This is a genomic window from Sediminicoccus rosea (genome assembly GCF_033547095.1).
GTDB classification, from domain to species: Bacteria; Pseudomonadota; Alphaproteobacteria; order Acetobacterales; family Acetobacteraceae; genus Roseococcus; species Roseococcus rosea.
On the sequence record NZ_CP137852.1, the window covers coordinates 3,366,791 to 3,382,627 of the forward strand.

The following is a 15,837-nucleotide window of genomic DNA, read 5'->3' on the forward strand; positions in this document are numbered from 1 at the left end:
GTGCAAGCGCCCCCTTACCCAGGAATAGACTCGCCTGAAACGCACATGAATAAGGGCTCCCAGATCACCATCTTGCGCTTCTACCAACTAGTCGGTATATATCCAGCATGACGACCGCCACGCGCGACCATCTGCTCACCGCCGCCGAAGCCTTGGTCCGGAGCCGCGGCTACGCCGCCTTCTCCTATGCCGACCTCGCGGGCATCGTCGGCGTCAGCAAACCCACCATCCACCACCACTTCTCCACGAAGGAGGATCTCGGCGTCGCCCTGGTTGCCTCCTACACGGAGCGCTTCGACACGCGCCTCGCCGCCATCGCCGAGGCGATGCCCGCTGCCTCCGACCGTCTGCGTGCCTACGCCGATCTCTATCTTGCAGGCCTGCGGGATGAGCGCGCCTGCCTCTGCGCGATGCTCGCCTCCGACCATGCAGCCGTGCCTGAACGGGTCCGGATCGGGGTTGCAGCCTTCATGGAGCGCAACCTGCGCTGGCTCGACCAGGTGATCAGGGACGGCGTGGACGACGGCCAGCTTGTCGCTGACCTGAACTCGCGCACCGAGGCGGAGGCGTTCTACGCCGCCCTTGTCGGCGCGATGTTCGCGGCCCGCTCGCTTGGTCGCCTCGACACTTTCGAGGTGGTTGCGGCGCGGTCGATCGATCGGCTGGGAGCTGCTGCTTAGCCGCCTGCCCCCCTTTTTTTGCCCAACCAGCTACCAACTAGTAGGGAGTTAATCCGATGACATCAGACTTCGCAGGCAAGACCGCTCTCATCGTCGGCGGCAGCACCGGCATCGGCCAAGCGACGGCCAGGCTCATTCTCGAACGAGGCGGCACGGCCGTCCTCGTCGGTCGCGACGAGGCCAAGCTCAGCACCGCCGTGGCCGCGCTCTCCGGCACCGGCCGCGTAGGTGGCGAGCGTGCCGACATCACGGACCGCAGCGACCTGGAGCGTCTGATCGCGGCCACTGGCCAGGTGGACCTGCTCGTCAATGCCGCTGGCGTCTTCCTGCCCAAGCCCTTCCTCGATCATGACGAAGCCGATTACGAGCGCTACTTCGCCATCAACAAGGGGCTGTTCTTCCTTACCCAGGCCGTGGCCCGCGGCATGGTGGCGCGCGGGAGTGGCGGCGCTATCGTCAACATCGGCTCCATGTGGGCGAAGCAGGCGGTGCAGGCCACGCCATCCTCCGCATACTCGATGGCCAAGGCCGGGCTGCACGCGCTGACCCAGCACCTGGCGATGGAGCTTGCCGAGCACAACATCCGCGTCAACGCGGTCTCGCCCGCCGTGGTGGAGACGCCCATCTACGAAGCCTTCATCCCGAAGGCCGACGTGCATGGCGCGCTGCAGGGGTTCAACGGCTTCCACCCGATCGGCCGTGTCGGCCAGCCGCACGACGTCGCCGAAGCCATCGCCTTCCTCCTCTCGCCGCGTGCCGGCTGGGTGACCGGCGCCGTGTGGGACGTGGATGGCGGCGTGATGGCCGGCCGCAACGCCTACGCCTGACCGCAAGCGACAAGCGGCGAGGCCCCGACGCATCGCCGCTTCCCGCGACACATTCCCGCCCTGCCCTGAGGAGAACACCATGCGACTGCACGCCGAGTTCGCCCGTCGCGCCGCCGTCCATGCCGCGCCCGATGCCTGGGTTGCCTCACCGATGCCCGGCGTGGAGCGCCTGATGCTCGACCGCATCGGCGGCGAGGTGGCGCGCGCCACCTCGCTGGTCCGCTACGCGCCTGGCAGCGCCTTCGCAGGCCACACCCATGCATGCGGGGAGGAGTATCTCGTGCTGGAAGGTGTGTTCCAGGACGAGTCCGGCGACCATCCGGTCGGCACCTATGTGCGCAATCCACCGGGCAGCGCGCATGTCCCGGCCTCCGCGCCGGGCTGCACCATCTTCGTCAAGCTTTGGCAATTCGACCCGGAGGACCTGGCGCCGCTACGGATCGAAACCGGCGCGCTCCCGCGCGTCGATGACCCGCTGCGGCCAGGCGTGCGGCTTGCGCCGCTCCTGACGCGACGCGACGAGGCCGTGCGCATCGAGGAGTGGGCGCCCGGAACGCGCGCACCGCTTCCCGCGCCGCGTGGGCTCGAACTGCTCGTGCTGGCAGGCTCGCTCACCGAGGGCGGGGCGACCTTCGGCCTGCACGACTGGCTGCGCCTGCCGCCCGGCCATAGCGGCATCGCCGAGGCGGGGCCCGCGGGCGCGACGCTCTGGGTCAAGGCCGGACACCTGGCCGCCATCCGCCTGCCGCCCGGCGCATGAGCCTGCCCGTTCCGATCCCGCCCGTCCTCGTCGTTGGCGCAGGCCTCTCCGGCCTCGCCGCCGCGGCCACGCTGAGCGCGGCGGGGATCGCCGTGCGGGTGGTGGAGGCACGCCCGCGCATCGGTGGGCGGGTGCTGACCGAACGGCGCGGGACGGGCGGGCTCGACCTCGGCGCCGCCTGGGTCTGGCCGGACCATCAACCGCTGCTGGCGCGCCGCCTGCGGGAGCTCGGCCTCGCCACGCTGCCGCAATTCGAGGAAGGCGCCTTCCTGCTGGAGGAACGGTCCGCTGTCCGCCGCCTGGGCTACCCGCGCCGCTACGACGATGCGCGCCGCCTCGCGGGCGGCATGGCTGCGCTGGCCGAGGCGCTCGCGGCCCGCCTGCCCGATGGCGCCCTCCGGCTCGGCAGCCCGGTGGTGGGCGTCACGCTCGACCCGACGCCGACCCTGCTGCTTGCCGACGGGCAACGCCTTGCCGGCCTGGCCGTCATCCTGACGCTGCCGCCGCGCCTGACCGCGCGCCTGACCTTCGCCCCCGCCTTGCCCGACGACCTGCGGCGGACCCTGCTTGCGCATCCGACCTGGATGGCGCCGCACGCCAAGGCGATCGCGGTCTATGACCGTGCGTTCTGGCGCGAGGCGGGCCTCGCCGGCACCGCGATGAGCCGGCGTGGTCCGCTGGCGGAAACCGTGGATCTCGGCGCCGGCGGGCTGCACGCGCTCGCGGGCTTCATCGGCTGGCCGGCGGCGCGGCGTGCCACGGACGCCACCGGGCTTGGGGCGGCGCTGCGCGAGCAACTCGTCCGCCTGTTCGGCCCGGCCGCGGCCATGCCGCGCGAGCTGCTCATCGAGGATTGGAGTGCCTCGCCCTTCACAGCCGCCCCCGAGGACCTGGCGGGTCCCGCGGGCCATCCCGCGCCCGGGGATCCGCGGCTCGCCCAGGCGTGGCATGATGGGCGGATCGCCTTCGCCGGCGCCGAGACCTCCGCCGCCAGCCCAGGCCTGGTGGAGGGCGCCCTCGCCGCCGGGGAGCGCGCGGCCAAGGTGATCGCGCGGTTCCTGGCATCGTCCTGATCAACAGCCGATGCCGCCGGCCCATGGGCATCCGGGCGAGGCCCGGACGTGCGAGCATGGTTCAGCCGATCGCGGCCAAGCCGCGCCGCACCGCCGGCCTCGCCGCGATGCGGGCCGTCCACTCGGCCAGGCGCGGCATGCCATCCAGCGTCAGCCCGGCGTAGCTGGCCGAGCGGACCCAGCAGAAATGCGCGATATCGGCCACCGAATAGCCGTGGCCGTCGAGCCACTCCTGCGATGCGAGCCGTGTGTCCAGGACCTGGAGATGGCGCCGCGCCTCGCCCTGGAAGCGCATGATGGCATGGGGATTGGCCTCCGGCGCGCCGCTCAGGAAGTGCCCGGCATTGCCGAAGTTGGGGCCGAGCCCGCCCACCTGGAGGAACAGCCAGCCCATGGTGGCCGCCCGTCCCGCGATGCCCGGCCCGATCAGCCCGCCGCGCGTCTCGGCCAGGTGCAGCAGGATCGCGCCGGACTCGAAGACCGGCACGGGACCATCCGGCACGTCGTGGTCCACGACCGCGGGGATGCGCCCGTTCGGATTGATGGCGAGATACTCCGGGCGCCGCTGGTCCCCCTGCGCCAGATGCAGGCGGATGACGCGGTAGGGGATGCCGAGCTCCTCTGCCGCGATCGGGATCTTGATGCCGTTGGGCGTCGGCGCGGTATGGATGTCCAGCATGTCGGGTCTCTTCAATGCCCCAGGGGCGTTGCTGCGATGGACGCGCAGACCAACCCGGCCACGCGCCGCTCCAGGGCGAGGATACGCATCTGCAGCGCGAGGATGGCGCGTGCCGCTTCCTCGACGGGGATCATCGCGGTGATCGGGCTGTCTTCGTTCTATGGAGGCTCGTCCTTGTCGGGAGGATGCGCCCCGGCGCGGCGGCCGGGGCGCCGGGATGGCTCAGGCGGCGTGCACCTGGACCACGGGGAAGTCGATCTCCGTGCCGCCCACCTCGTTGATGTAGTTGGTCAGGGTGTTCAGCGCGACATGCAGGACGATCTCGACGATCTGCGCGTCGGAGTAGCCGGCCATCCGCACCGCCGCGAGATCGCTGTCGGCGACATGGCCGCGCTGCTCCACGACCTTCACCGCGAAGCGCACCGCGGCATCGGCGCGCGGATCGGTGGAGCCGCCGGCGCGGTTCGCGGCGATCTCGGCATCGCTCAGCTTCGCCATGTTCTTGCCGATGTAGCTGTGCGCCGAGAGGCAGTAGCCGCATCCATTGACCTGCGCGACGGCCAGCGCGATGCGCTCGCGCGTGCTGTGGTCCAGGATGCCCTTCGCCAGCGCGCCATTCAGGCCGAGATAACCCTCCAGCGCGGCGGGCGAGTTCGCGACCAGGCGGAACAGGTTGGGCACCACGCCGAGCTGCTTCTGCACGGCATTGAGCAGCGGCTGCGCGGCCTCGGGGGCGGCGGCGACGCTGGCGGGGATGGAAATGCGGGACATGATGGTCTCTCCGTCGTTAGGTTGACGCGCCAGGCGTGGCGCCCGGCGGTGTGGATTAGCTAGGCCCGGCCGCGTCCCGCCGGAACGCGTATCCGCGGCAAGACACAGTTCCACACGCCGCAACGGTCCTCAGACCGGCAGCGCATGGGTTCGCATCCGCACATCGCCTTCGAGCGTGCGGTGCACCGGGCATTGGTCGGCGATCTCGAGCAGCCGCGCGCGCTGCGCCGCGTCGAGCGGTCCGATGAGCCGAACGCCGATGCCGATGTGGTCCGCCGTCCCAGTGCCGCCCGTGACCCGTGCCTTGGCGTGATCGAGCTCGACCTCGACCCCCTCCAGCGGCCACCCCTTGCGGTCGGCGTACATGCGCAGCGTCATCGAGGTGCAGGCGCCGAGCGAAGCGAGCAGTAGGTCGTAGGGGCCAGGCCCGGTGCCACCGCCGCCGAGCCGCTCCGGCTCGTCAGCCAGGAAGCGGTGTGTGCCGCTTCGGACCTCGTTGCGGAAAGCGCCCGCGCCGGTCTCGCGCACGAGCACGCCCTCGACCGGCGCAGGGCGTGCGGGCACCGGCAGGTAGGGCTCCGCCCAGGCAAGGATAAGCCGCGCCGCCCGCGCCGCATCGCCGGGACCGGAGAGGAAGTGATCGGCGCCGTCGAGCGCGACGAGCGTCTTCGGATGCCGGGCCGCAGCCAGGATGCGCTCCGCCTCGTCGGCCTCTACGACGGCGTCGGTGGGCGCGTGCAGCACGGCAAGCGGCCGTCCGAGCGCGGCGATGCGCTCAGCCTGGCGGTGCCGTGCGAGGTCCACGACGAAGTCGTGTCCGATGGCTAAGCGGCGGCCGCCCAGCACGACCTCGGCGCGGCCCGTAGCCTGGATAGCCGGCAGGGCGCTTTCAAAATGCCGCGTGATGCGCGCGATGTCGAAGGGCGCGCCAATGGTGACCACCGCACGGATCTCCAACAGGCGCGCCGCCACGGCCAGCACGGCGGCGCCGCCGAAGCTGTGGCCGACCAGCAGCGCGACCGGCGCAACGCGTTGCGACAGCGCTGCCGCGGCGGCGGCGATGTCGTCGAGGTTGGAGGTAAAGCTTGTCTCCACGAACTCGCCCTCGCTGCCGCCGATGCCGGTCATGTCGAAGCGCAGCACGGCCAGCCCGTCCGCCGCCAATGCGCGTGCCAGCCTGATGGCCGCAGTGGAATCCTTCCCGCAGGTGAAGCAGTGCACGAGCAGCACGACCGCGCGGGCCGGGCCGGCCAACCGCTCAAGGCGGCCGGACAGGCGCTGCCCGCGCGGGTTGTCGAAGTCGAAGCGCTCGGTGGTTGGCATGGTGTGTTCTCCCTGCGGCGAGATGGTCACGACGCGCCGCTGCGACGCTTGCGTGCCTTGGCGGCACGGGAACAGCGTGGCCGCGGCGCCCGATTGCCACGTCAGCTGCGGAGGCGGCGCAGCAGCGTGATGGGGGACAGGTCCGAGGACGGGGTCGGTGTGACGTAGACCACCGAGGAGCGCTCACCCGTGCCCACGGCCAGCGGCACACGGCCGTCCGTGCGATGCTGTGCGTATTGCGCGTTGAGGTGCGTCAGCTCGAGGTTTTCCGAGTGGAGGTTGCGAACGCGGACGGCACCGCCGCCCACGATGTTGCCGTGGGGGCCTGGGCCGTATGCGATGGAGAGGCCTTCGCCGCTGCCGGTCAGGTGGGGATAGGAGGCGGCCTCCTGCGAGAAGGCGGCCTGGCTGATGGCCGTGCATGCTGCGAGGGCGCCGGCGAGAGCGAGGTTGCGTAGGGTGCGCATGGTATTGTCCGTTCCGTGTCTGCTTCGGAGGTCAAGAGCGCCCTCTGGTAGTACAGAGATGGACCTATCGCGTCGCCGCGATAATCTGCGGTTTCGGCAAGAGTGCCTTTCCGGTCGCACAAGCTACGCCAAACCAGGAGACGGGGATGGATCGCCTACAGACGCTGGGAGTCTTCGTCGCCGTCGCAGAGGCCGGAAGCTTTACTCGCGCCGCGGCCAGGCTCCAGCTGTCGCCGCCCGTCGTCACGCGCGCGGTGGCCGCTTTGGAGGAGCGGCTCGGCGTACGGCTGTTGAACAGAACGACGCGCAGCGTCGTGCCGACTGATGCCGGCCTGCGACTGCTGGAGAGCGCGCGCGTGTTGCTGCAACAGGTCGACGCCGCCGAGAGGGAAGCCGTTGGTGAGACGGCTGCCCCCAGCGGCAAGCTGACGGTCAGTGCATCCGTCACGTTTGGGCGGCGCGCAGTTGCCCCCATCGTCATGGAATTCCTGCGGGACCATCCCCGCGTCTCGGCATCGCTCATCCTCGTCGACCGAACCGTCAGCCTGGTCGAGGAAGGCGTGGACGTCGCCGTGCGGATTGGCGAGCTGCCGGATTCAAGCTTGATCGCAAGGCAGATCGGCCGTGTGCAGCGGCTGCTCGTGGCGAGCCCTGCCTACCTTGCGCGACGCGGTGTGCCGAAGGATCCCGCGGACCTACGTGCGCATGACGTGATCGCCTTCACGGGGCTCATGCCGAACCGTGAGTGGCGCTTCGTGCGCGACGGCCGCAGCGCGGCTGTGCGGTTCGCGCCGCGCATAGAAGTGAATGACGAGGCAGCCGCCATCGCGGCGGCCGAGGCGGGAGACGGGATCACTGTTTCCCTCTGCTACATGGTGGCCGAGGCGCTCAACAGCGGCCGGCTCGTTCCGGTGCTCCACGAGGTAACGCCGCCACCACTGCCGGTGCAGTTGGTCTATCCGCAGGCTCGCCTTGTTACGCCAAAAGTCCGCGCTTTCGTGGACCTCGCCGCACGGCGACTGCGGGAGCGCCTCTCAGTCGACCTCGCCATCCATAACGGCGCCGTCGGCGAGGGCGACAAAGTGGCTGAAGCCGGGGCGAATGACTGACGCGAACAAGCAGTGTTCAGGTGACGGCGTTCATCGCGGGCCTGGTAGCCAGCCTGGGCAGCACCTGATTTACGTCGCACTGTGTCGTGCCGACACGCCCTGTGCGAAGCACCGCATCTTCCGTGTACGGCGGGATGCCCTCAGAGAAGGTTGGATCCCGGTTCCCACCGCTGCTCCAGTCGGTTTCCCAACCTCACATTTCCCTTCCTTTATTTTCGATGTGAACCGCAGGTTTCCTGGGGTTTTGCCGCGATGGCTTGAGGGTTGGAGAACGCAACGACCGGCCTTTGCGTCTCCCCAGGGCCATTCTCTCTCCGAAGCTCGGGACTTGGGCGATTCAGTCTACAAGCTCCAACCCGCTGTAAACGCTATAATTTGGTGCCGCCGCGCCGGCCTTTGGTTGGGGGTGAGACCGCTCGGGCGAAGGCCACCCGGCTCCAACTTCACGGGAACAGGCCCGAGCTTGCCGAGGTGCCGTCGAAATTCCTCGCCGTCACGTCTTCGATCACTGCGCAATCCGCTTTCGTTTCTGTATTCTCCCGCCTGAGTTGCAGGGGGAATCGAGTATGGCGGGTCGGCGGCGGGCACAGCCCTCAGGACAACAGGGCGCGCTGCCGGTCGAGGACTATCGCCATGCTGGCGCCACCCGCCCCAACAACCCGCCCGCCGCCATGGCCGCCGAGGGGCGCACGCCGCCGGCGCCGCGGACCAGCTATGCCTATTCTCCCCGCCTCGATCCGGCGCTGCGGGCCGACCCCTCCGGCCGGGCGGACGCACTGCCGCCGCTGCTGGAGAAGGCGACGCGGGAGAAGCTGACCCCCGAGGAGGCCGCCCTGCTGGCCGAAGCACTTCGGCGGCATGAGCCCTGGCTGGAATGGGCAGGTAAGCGGGAGACACCTGGCTTCGCAGTGGACCCGGTGGCGCTGCACATCCATGAGCGCGTGAGCACCCAGGCCATCCTACGAGCGGCGGCCCGGCAGGATGTGACGCGCGACCTATTCGCCGACCCAACACTGTCCTATGCGCAGGCGGTCAAGTTCTATCAGCACGACGTGGACTGGGCGAACCGGTTGATCCTGGGCGACAGCCTGCAGGTGATGGCCAGCTTAGGGCAGCGCGAAAATCTCGCCGGCAAGGTCCAGATGATCTACCTGGACCCGCCCTACGGCATTCGCTTTGGCAGCAATTTCCAGCCGGAAACAGGCAAACGGACAGTTTCGGACCGTGAGTCCGACTTGACCCGCGAGCCCGAGATGGTGCGCGCCTATCGCGACACTTGGCGCCTTGGGGTGCACTCCTACCTCGCGTACCTGCGCGATCGGCTTGTCGTGGCACGATCCCTACTGGCTGATACCGGGAGTATCTTTGTCCAAATCGGCGATGAAAATGTGCATAGAGTACGGGCGTTGCTCGACGAGATTTTTGGGTCTGAGAACTTTATCAGCCTAATAACAGTTAAGAAAACCGGAGGCCAAACCTCTGAAACACTTTCGGCAGTATCGGATTACATAATATTTTACTGCAAGGACAGGCGCAATTTCTTCTTCAAGCCCCCACTGCTGGAGTTGAAAGCCGGTCAGGGGGCAACCACGGGCGAACGATACGACCAAGTGCAGCTGCCAGATGGACAAGAACGCCGAGCAACAGAAAGCGACCTCGACGCCACTGATGTTCGGTTTTTCCAGCTTACATCCACGTCGTCTAACCGTCCCGCACGTGAGCACGAGCGGATTGAAATACCGTTTGAGGGGCGCGCATTTCCGCCTCCTGATGGACGGACGTGGTCAACGACCCCAACGGGCATGGAAAGGCTCATTCGTGCTGGCCGAATAACCGGTGGGGGCAAGACCCTGAGGTTTCGCCGATACCTTCAAGATTTTGCCGCAACGACTATCGGGAACTTCTGGTCTGATGTGGCAGGCGCAACCGATAAAAGTTATGTAGTAGAAACTAATCCACGAGTGATTGAGCGATGCATGCTCATGACGACTAGGCCCGGCGACATTGTTCTTGATGCAACTTGCGGTTCAGGAACTACGGCCTTCGTTGCTGAACAGTGGGGCCGCCGCTGGATCACGATCGACACTTCGCGCGTTGCGGTGGCAATCGCACGTCAGCGCCTTCTGACGGCCAAGTTCGATCACTACCGGCTCAAGGACGAAGCCAAGGGGTTGGCCGAAGGTTTCGTCTGCAAGACAGTGCCGCACATCATGCTGCGATCCATCGCGCAGAACGCCGCCCTCGACCCGATCTTCACCAAGCACGACCCCATCCTCGACGCGCGCCTCAACGACCTGAACACGGCCCTCGCCACCGTTGGCAGCAACCAGCGCAGCCACCTGGCAGGTAAGCTGATCACTAAACAGAAGGCGGAGGGCAAACGCGCCATCACCGAGGCCGACCGCCGCCGCTGGGACCTGCCGAAGGCCCCGGATGGCTTCCAGCACTGGACCGCTCCCTTCGACACCGACCCGGATCATCCGGAAAACCTGGCCCAGGCGATCACCGCCTACCGCGCGGCGTGGCGCGCAAAGCAGGAGGAGGTGGACAAGGCTATCGCCGACGCGGCCGAACCGGAGGATCTGCTGGATCAGCCGCAGGTGGTCCGAGGCATCACGCGCGTCTCAGGCCCCTTCACGGTGGAAGCCGTGCAACCCGCGGAAACCAGCCTCGACGAAGCGGCGCACGAAAGCCCGATCGACGGCGCGCCGGAAAGCCTCGACGAGACTTTCGCCGGCGATGCCGCGGGCCGTGCCGCCGCGGAGCCGCAGAACGCCGAAGCCTATCTCGACCAGATGTTGCGCCTGCTGAAAATGGACGGGGTGCGCTTTCTCGACAATCGCGTGATGAAGTTCTCCCGCCTCGAGCCACTCGGCGCTCGCTCCCAGGCCATTCACGCCGAAGGGCGCTGGGCACTGGAAGGCGAGACGGACGCGGACCCTGAGGGACGCGCCACGGTCGCCATCGCCTTCGGGCCGCAATACGGACCGGTCACCGCCAAGCAGGTGGAGCAACTGATCCGCGCCACGTCGCGCCGCGGCTATGACGAGCTGGTCATTGCCGGCTTCGCTTTCGATGGCGCCGCGCAGGCGGCGATCGAGGAGGCCGAGCACCCCGAGCTTCGTGTCCACATGGCCAATATCCGGCCCGACGTGAATCCGGGCATGGCCGGCCTGCTGAAGGATGCCCCGGCCGCGCAGCTCTTCACCGTCTTCGGCAAGCCGCGTTCGACCCTGGAATCGATCGGCAAGGATGAATGGCGCGTGGTGATGGAGGGCGTGGACATCTACGACCCCGTCTCCAACACGGTCACGCCCAGCCGCGCCGACAAGGTGGCCGCCTGGTTCGTGGACAGCGACTACGACGGCCGCAGCTTCTGCATCACCCAGGCCTTCTTCCCGGACAAGGACGCATGGTCGAAGCTGAGCGCCGCGCTGAAGGGCGTGGTGGATGAGGAAGCCTTCGCCGCCCTCTCCGGCACCGTCAGCCTGCCCTTCCCGAAGGGGCAGCACGCCTGCGTCGCGGTGAAGGTGATCGACCCGCGCGGCAATGAGGTGATGCGCCTGCATCGGCTGGAGGGCTGAGCCTATGGCGAAAGCCCCTCCGCAGCAGCAGGACATCCCGATCCAGCCGGTCGAGCGGCCCATCCTGTGCTCGCCCTACAAGGAGCCGGACCAGCACTGGAAATACGACACCGTCACCGGCGCCGCGCACAAAGAGCCGGGCCGTCGCCCCGCCTCCTACTGGTACAAGACGGAGCGCACCGGCAGCGCCCAGATGTCGCTGCTGGCGCAGGAACAACAGGACGACCTGCCACTGCCAAACCTGCTGCGCGATGACGTGCGCCGCTGGCGGGAGGCCGACTACCGCGGCGCCACGCTTGCGACGCGCGAGTTGCTCCGCCACTGGAGCCGCGAGGATCGCGAGCGCCGCCTGTTCTTCGGCCAGCGCGAGGCCGTGGAGACGATCATCTACCTGGCGGAGATGCGCTTCACCGGCCGCACCAGCCGCCTGCGCTTCGCGCCGAAGGTGACGGAGGAGGATCTCGGTCGGCTGCTGACCGGTGTGCGCCCCGGTCCGGCCTTCCAATTGGCGCAGGGCGCGGAGTTCTTCCCGACCCTGGTGGACAAGCCCGCCGATCCATCGCTGAAGCCGCTGCGCCGCGTCGGCACGAAGCTGGCGACGGGCAGCGGCAAGACGCTGGTCGCGGCGATGGTGATCACTTGGGCCTTCGTGAACCGCGGCATCAGCCCGGAGAGCCGGGAGTACCCGGACGTCGCCCTGCTCTGCGCGCCGAACCTGACAGTGAAGGAGCGGCTGGGTGTGCTGAAGCCCGACGCGCCGGACAACTACTACGATGCCTTTAACCTCGTGCCGGCGAAGTGGCGGCCGCTGCTCCAGCGCGGCACCGTCATCGTCGAGAACTGGCACCGCTTCGCGCCGGAAAGCCCGCACAAGGATGGCGACAAGACCTATGCCGTCGTGGACAAGGGCGAGGAGACGCCGACGGATTTCCTGCGCCGCATCCTAGGCAGTGCCGCGGACCGCCTGCCGATCCTTGTCATCAACGACGAAGGCCACCATTGCTGGCGGCCGGCGCCGGGCGTGGCGATCGGCTCAGGCCTGACCGGCGACGACAAGGCGGCATTCGAAGATGAAGCGCAGGAGGCGACCGTCTGGGTGGACGGGCTCGACCGGCTGAACGCGGCGGGTGGCGACGTGCCAGGGATATCCATGGTGGTGGATCTTTCGGCCACGCCCTTCCGTATCAAGGGCAGCGGCTATCCCGAGGGCCAGCCCTTCCCCTGGATCGTCTCCGACTTCGGGCTGGTGGACGCGATCGAGAGCGGCATCACCAAGATCCCGCGCCTGCCGGTGCAAGACACTACGGGGCGGCCTGACCCGCGATACTTTCGCCTGTGGGAGGCGATCCGTGACGGGCTGCAGCCTGGCGAGAAGCTGCCTGGCCGTTCCGGCAAGCCAAAGCCGGAGGTGGTCTGGCGTGAGGCGCAGGGCGCGCTGGTCCAGATCATGGGTCAGTGGAAGGAGCGCTTTGACCTTATCCGTGCTGGACAGCCCGGCGTGGATCGGACGCCTCCTTGCGTCATCATCGTCTGCGACAACACCGACATCGCCGAGGAATTCTACCGACGGATCAGCGGCGAGCAGGTAATCGAGACAGTCACAGAGGCCGAGGTGCAGGAAGTCCTGGAGGAGGATGAGAGCGAGGACGAGGCGCCCACCACTAAGCGCGGGAAGAAGCCGAAGCCGCGCATCGTCTATGGGCAGGGCGAGGTGTTTTCCGACCTCTTCAGCAACACCGCTGAGCGGAAGGTCACCATCCGCATCGACAGCAAGCTGCTGGCGCAGGCCGAGGCCGGCGGCACAGGCCCGGGCAAGAAGAAGGCCGATGCGGCGGAGGAGCTGCGGCGCGTTGTCGCCACCGTCGGCAAGGCCGGCGAACCCGGCGAGCATGTCCGTTGCGTCGTCTCGGTGGCCATGCTGACCGAAGGCTGGGACGCCAACACCGTCACACAGATCCTCGGGCTGCGCGCCTTCACGAGCCAGCTGCTGTGCGAGCAGGTCGTGGGCCGCGGTCTGCGGCGGATGGATTACAAGCCGGACCCCGCCACCGGGCTGCTGACCGAGGAATACTGCGACGTCTACGGCGTGCCGTTCTCCGTCATCCCGTTCCGCGGGAGGCCCGTAAACAAGCCCGAGCCGGACGACACGCCTCCCAACCTGGTGAAGGCGTTGCCCGAGAGAGCCGCGATGGAAATCCGCTTCCCGGTGGTTGAGGGCTATGCCTTCGCGCTTCGCCGCAACCTGATCCGCTGCGATGTCGGCGCGATGGAGCCGCTGCGCATCGAGCCGAACCGCGAGCCCACCGGCACCTTCGTGCGGCCGCAGGTGGGTGTGCAGGTCGGTGGCGGCATGGCGGAGACGCAGTCGCCCTTCGGCTTCCACCAGCAGGACCGTGAGGCCTACTACGCGTCGGTCCACCTGCAGACGATCCTGTTCCAGGCGGCACAGCGCATCGTCGAGGAGCTGACGCAGGCGGGTACGTCCGGTGCCGAAGGGCGCAAGCGACGCGTGTTCGCGCTGCAGTCTCGCCACGCGCTGTTCCCGCAGGTGTTCCGCGTCGTCGAGGAATACGTGCGCCGGAAGGTAGACTTCAACGGCGCACCGGAGCCCGAGCTTGGCCTCGAGAAATATGCGCGTCAGGTGGTGGAGCGGGTGCGCGATGCCATCCAGCCAGACGACTCATCGGGCGAGCCGCCGCTGCTGCCCTTGCTGAACCGTACACAGGAGATCGGCAGTACCACGGGCGTGGAGTTCCGCACGAAGCGGCCGGTCTTTGCGACGATGGCGAGCCACATCGGACATGTCGTAGCCGACACGGCGGCGTGGGAGCAAAGCGCGGCGTTCCGTCTGGAGCAGGCCGCGCAGCAGGGGCTGATTCGCTTCTACGCGCGGAATGAGGGGATGGACCTCAGCATCCCGTATGAGTTCCTCGGGGTCGACCACGGTTACGAGCCCGACTTCCTCGTGCGCATGGCGACGCCAGATGGGGAGCCGGACCTGACGCTGGTGCTGGAGGTGAAGGGCTTCGAGGATAACCAGACGACCGCCAAGCACGAAGGCGCAAGACGCTGGGTGCGGGCGGTGAACAACTGGGGAAAACTTGGGCGCTGGGCGTTCCATGTGTGTCGGAACCCGCAGATGCTGGAGCGGGAGCTGGCCTACCTCGTTCAGCAGACAGCGGCATCAGCCGCATGAGCATGACAACCTCGGCTGGTTCATCGTCTCCGTTCGAGTACGCGGTCGACGACTGTGATGTAGAAGATCGCACGGCGCTCGTCGCTTACCGCGATAAGCGACGTGAATGGCTGGAGTGGCTGCAGGGCGACCCGAGGAACAGCATCAACCGCCAGCTCTATGGCATGATGTGGGATGATGCTGCCTTCCGCGCACTGAACGAGGCACGCCGATTTTCCTCGCCGACGCACCCCACCGGCGCCACCGCACCGCTGCTGGCGGGCCTCATCGACCAGGGCTTTGTGGCGACGCAGATTCTAACCATCGCTCGCCTGGTGGACCATCGGCGAGATGTCATCAGCCTGCGCCGGCTGCTCGATGACATCGCCGCCCATGCGCACCTGATCACCCGGGAGATCTTCGTTTGCCACGACGGCCTGCCGTTCGATCCCGTCGCAGCGGAGCGCTACTACTGGGAGCGCGAGGGATGGCCGGCTTCGGGCGAGGTGATCGGTCTCCCCACCGAAGGTCCTGACGCGTTCGACATTTCACGCATGGCGCATGAGGCGTTCGACAAGGTCGCAGCGTCGGGTCCCGGGCCGCGCGCCCGCGGCGACTGCATCGACCCCGCCGTCTTCGTCCATCTGCGCGACGCCTTGGCGACGTCGGACGTGGCCGCAATCCTCCAGCTTCGGCATAAATTCGTCGCCCACGCCGCCGACGCCTCATCCCGCGGCAAGGCAGGCATTGAGCGCTTCGGCATCACCTTGAATCAACTGGAGGCGGCCCAGCGTACCTTAATTCAAGTTGCGCAGCGGATTGAGCTTGACCTGCTCTGGGGCAGTAGTCGTGGCGTAGTGCCGGTGCCGCAGTACGACCAGTTTGCCAAACTCGACCTCCCGATTGTGCCGCCCGAACGGATCGGGGAACTAGGCGAGTGGTGGCATGCGCACTGCGACGCCCGTGAGGCCTGGACCCGGTCGACTAGCTAGGTGCCGCGATTGGCTGAGCGGTTTCAGACCCAAATCGCATAGCAAGGATCTCGGCCAGCCTTACTGCCGCATCTGCGGACGCCAATTTCGCCAAGACTTGTATGCCGGCAGAACGTGGACGCTCGTCCATTTCATAAACGAAATACCCAAAATCATCACCAAGTCCTTGAATTTCGGCTTCCTGAAGGATGCTTTGCGATAAAGTAGAAACACACAGGGTCCGATTCGCGCCTAGCGTTGCAAACCAGCAGAGGTCATCCATGGCCAGATCTCCGATACGGGAGCGGAGCAGCCCCACGATTTCCGCGAACGAGCTCGCTGCCTTTATGGTTGCGAGCGAGGTTGGCCGCGAGGGAATCATTCAGCGAGCGCGCTGGCAAGGGGCTGCAGCAGTGAT

At 67.5% G+C, this 15,837-nt stretch carries 14 protein-coding genes; 8 read left to right on the forward strand and 6 right to left on the reverse strand.

Translation table 11 applies throughout. The features are described from left to right. Positions 1 to 107: 107 nt before the first annotated feature. The 4 genes from R9Z33_RS16285 (at position 108) to R9Z33_RS16300 (ending at position 3,340) form a co-directional block, all read left to right on the forward strand. Complete coding sequence (locus R9Z33_RS16285; protein ID WP_318647632.1) at positions 108 to 680, forward strand: TetR/AcrR family transcriptional regulator; 573 nt, start codon at positions 108 to 110, stop codon at positions 678 to 680. A gap of 56 nt (positions 681 to 736) precedes the next feature. After that, positions 737 to 1,507 (forward strand): SDR family NAD(P)-dependent oxidoreductase, encoded by a 771-nt coding sequence (locus R9Z33_RS16290; protein ID WP_318647633.1) that lies wholly within the window; start codon positions 737 to 739, stop codon positions 1,505 to 1,507. 79 nt (positions 1,508 to 1,586) lie between these two features. Next, positions 1,587 to 2,267: a cupin domain-containing protein gene (locus R9Z33_RS16295; RefSeq protein WP_318647634.1), complete on the forward strand. Its 681-nt coding sequence runs from the start codon at positions 1,587 to 1,589 to the stop codon at positions 2,265 to 2,267. Beyond that, a complete protein-coding gene (locus R9Z33_RS16300) occupies positions 2,264 to 3,340 on the forward strand; it encodes a flavin monoamine oxidase family protein (RefSeq protein WP_318647635.1) in 1,077 nt (358 codons plus the stop codon). The genes R9Z33_RS16295 and R9Z33_RS16300 overlap by 4 nt, the downstream gene beginning before the upstream one ends. A gap of 61 nt (positions 3,341 to 3,401) precedes the next feature. Here R9Z33_RS16300 and R9Z33_RS16305 read toward each other — a convergent pair whose 3' ends face one another. The 5 genes from R9Z33_RS16305 to R9Z33_RS16325 all read right to left on the reverse strand — a co-directional run bounded on the left by R9Z33_RS16305 (position 3,402) and on the right by R9Z33_RS16325 (position 6,580). Further along, entirely contained in the window at positions 3,402 to 4,019 is a 618-nt protein-coding gene (locus tag R9Z33_RS16305) for a glutathione S-transferase family protein (RefSeq protein ID WP_318647636.1), read from the reverse strand. Positions 4,020 to 4,030: 11 nt separating this feature from the next. After that, the gene (locus tag R9Z33_RS16310; protein WP_318647637.1) at positions 4,031 to 4,153 is read right to left on the reverse strand and encodes a hypothetical protein; all 123 of its coding nucleotides are present in this window, start codon (positions 4,151 to 4,153) and stop codon (positions 4,031 to 4,033) included. Between the two features lie 88 nt (positions 4,154 to 4,241). Beyond that, the gene (locus R9Z33_RS16315; RefSeq protein WP_318647638.1) at positions 4,242 to 4,790 is read right to left on the reverse strand and encodes a carboxymuconolactone decarboxylase family protein; all 549 of its coding nucleotides are present in this window, start codon (positions 4,788 to 4,790) and stop codon (positions 4,242 to 4,244) included. A gap of 129 nt (positions 4,791 to 4,919) precedes the next feature. Next, positions 4,920 to 6,113, reverse strand: coding sequence for a bifunctional alpha/beta hydrolase/OsmC family protein (locus R9Z33_RS16320; RefSeq protein ID WP_318647639.1), 1,194 nt, complete (start codon positions 6,111 to 6,113; stop codon positions 4,920 to 4,922). 101 nt (positions 6,114 to 6,214) lie between these two features. Further along, positions 6,215 to 6,580 (reverse strand): hypothetical protein, encoded by a 366-nt coding sequence (locus R9Z33_RS16325; protein WP_318647640.1) that lies wholly within the window; start codon positions 6,578 to 6,580, stop codon positions 6,215 to 6,217. A gap of 146 nt (positions 6,581 to 6,726) precedes the next feature. Here R9Z33_RS16325 and R9Z33_RS16330 point away from each other — a divergent pair, with 146 nt between their 5' ends. The 4 genes from R9Z33_RS16330 to R9Z33_RS16345 all read left to right on the forward strand — a co-directional run bounded on the left by R9Z33_RS16330 (position 6,727) and on the right by R9Z33_RS16345 (position 15,440). Continuing rightward, a complete protein-coding gene (locus R9Z33_RS16330; RefSeq protein ID WP_318647641.1) occupies positions 6,727 to 7,689 on the forward strand; it encodes a LysR family transcriptional regulator in 963 nt (320 codons plus the stop codon). Positions 7,690 to 8,360: 671 nt separating this feature from the next. Further along, positions 8,361 to 11,273, forward strand: coding sequence for a site-specific DNA-methyltransferase (locus tag R9Z33_RS16335; protein ID WP_296740206.1), 2,913 nt, complete (start codon positions 8,361 to 8,363; stop codon positions 11,271 to 11,273). Positions 11,274 to 11,277: 4 nt separating this feature from the next. Then, a complete protein-coding gene (locus R9Z33_RS16340) occupies positions 11,278 to 14,469 on the forward strand; it encodes a DEAD/DEAH box helicase (RefSeq protein WP_296740208.1) in 3,192 nt (1,063 codons plus the stop codon). Beyond that, a complete protein-coding gene (locus tag R9Z33_RS16345) occupies positions 14,466 to 15,440 on the forward strand; it encodes a hypothetical protein (RefSeq protein WP_296740210.1) in 975 nt (324 codons plus the stop codon). The genes R9Z33_RS16340 and R9Z33_RS16345 overlap by 4 nt, the downstream gene beginning before the upstream one ends. Here R9Z33_RS16345 and R9Z33_RS16350 read toward each other — a convergent pair. Continuing rightward, positions 15,433 to 15,702 carry a hypothetical protein gene (locus tag R9Z33_RS16350; protein ID WP_296740212.1) on the reverse strand — a complete coding sequence of 90 codons (270 nt, stop codon included), beginning with the start codon at positions 15,700 to 15,702 and terminating at the stop codon, positions 15,433 to 15,435. The two genes, R9Z33_RS16345 and R9Z33_RS16350, sit on opposite strands and share 8 nt — an antisense overlap. Between the last annotated feature and the right edge of the window lie 135 nt (positions 15,703 to 15,837).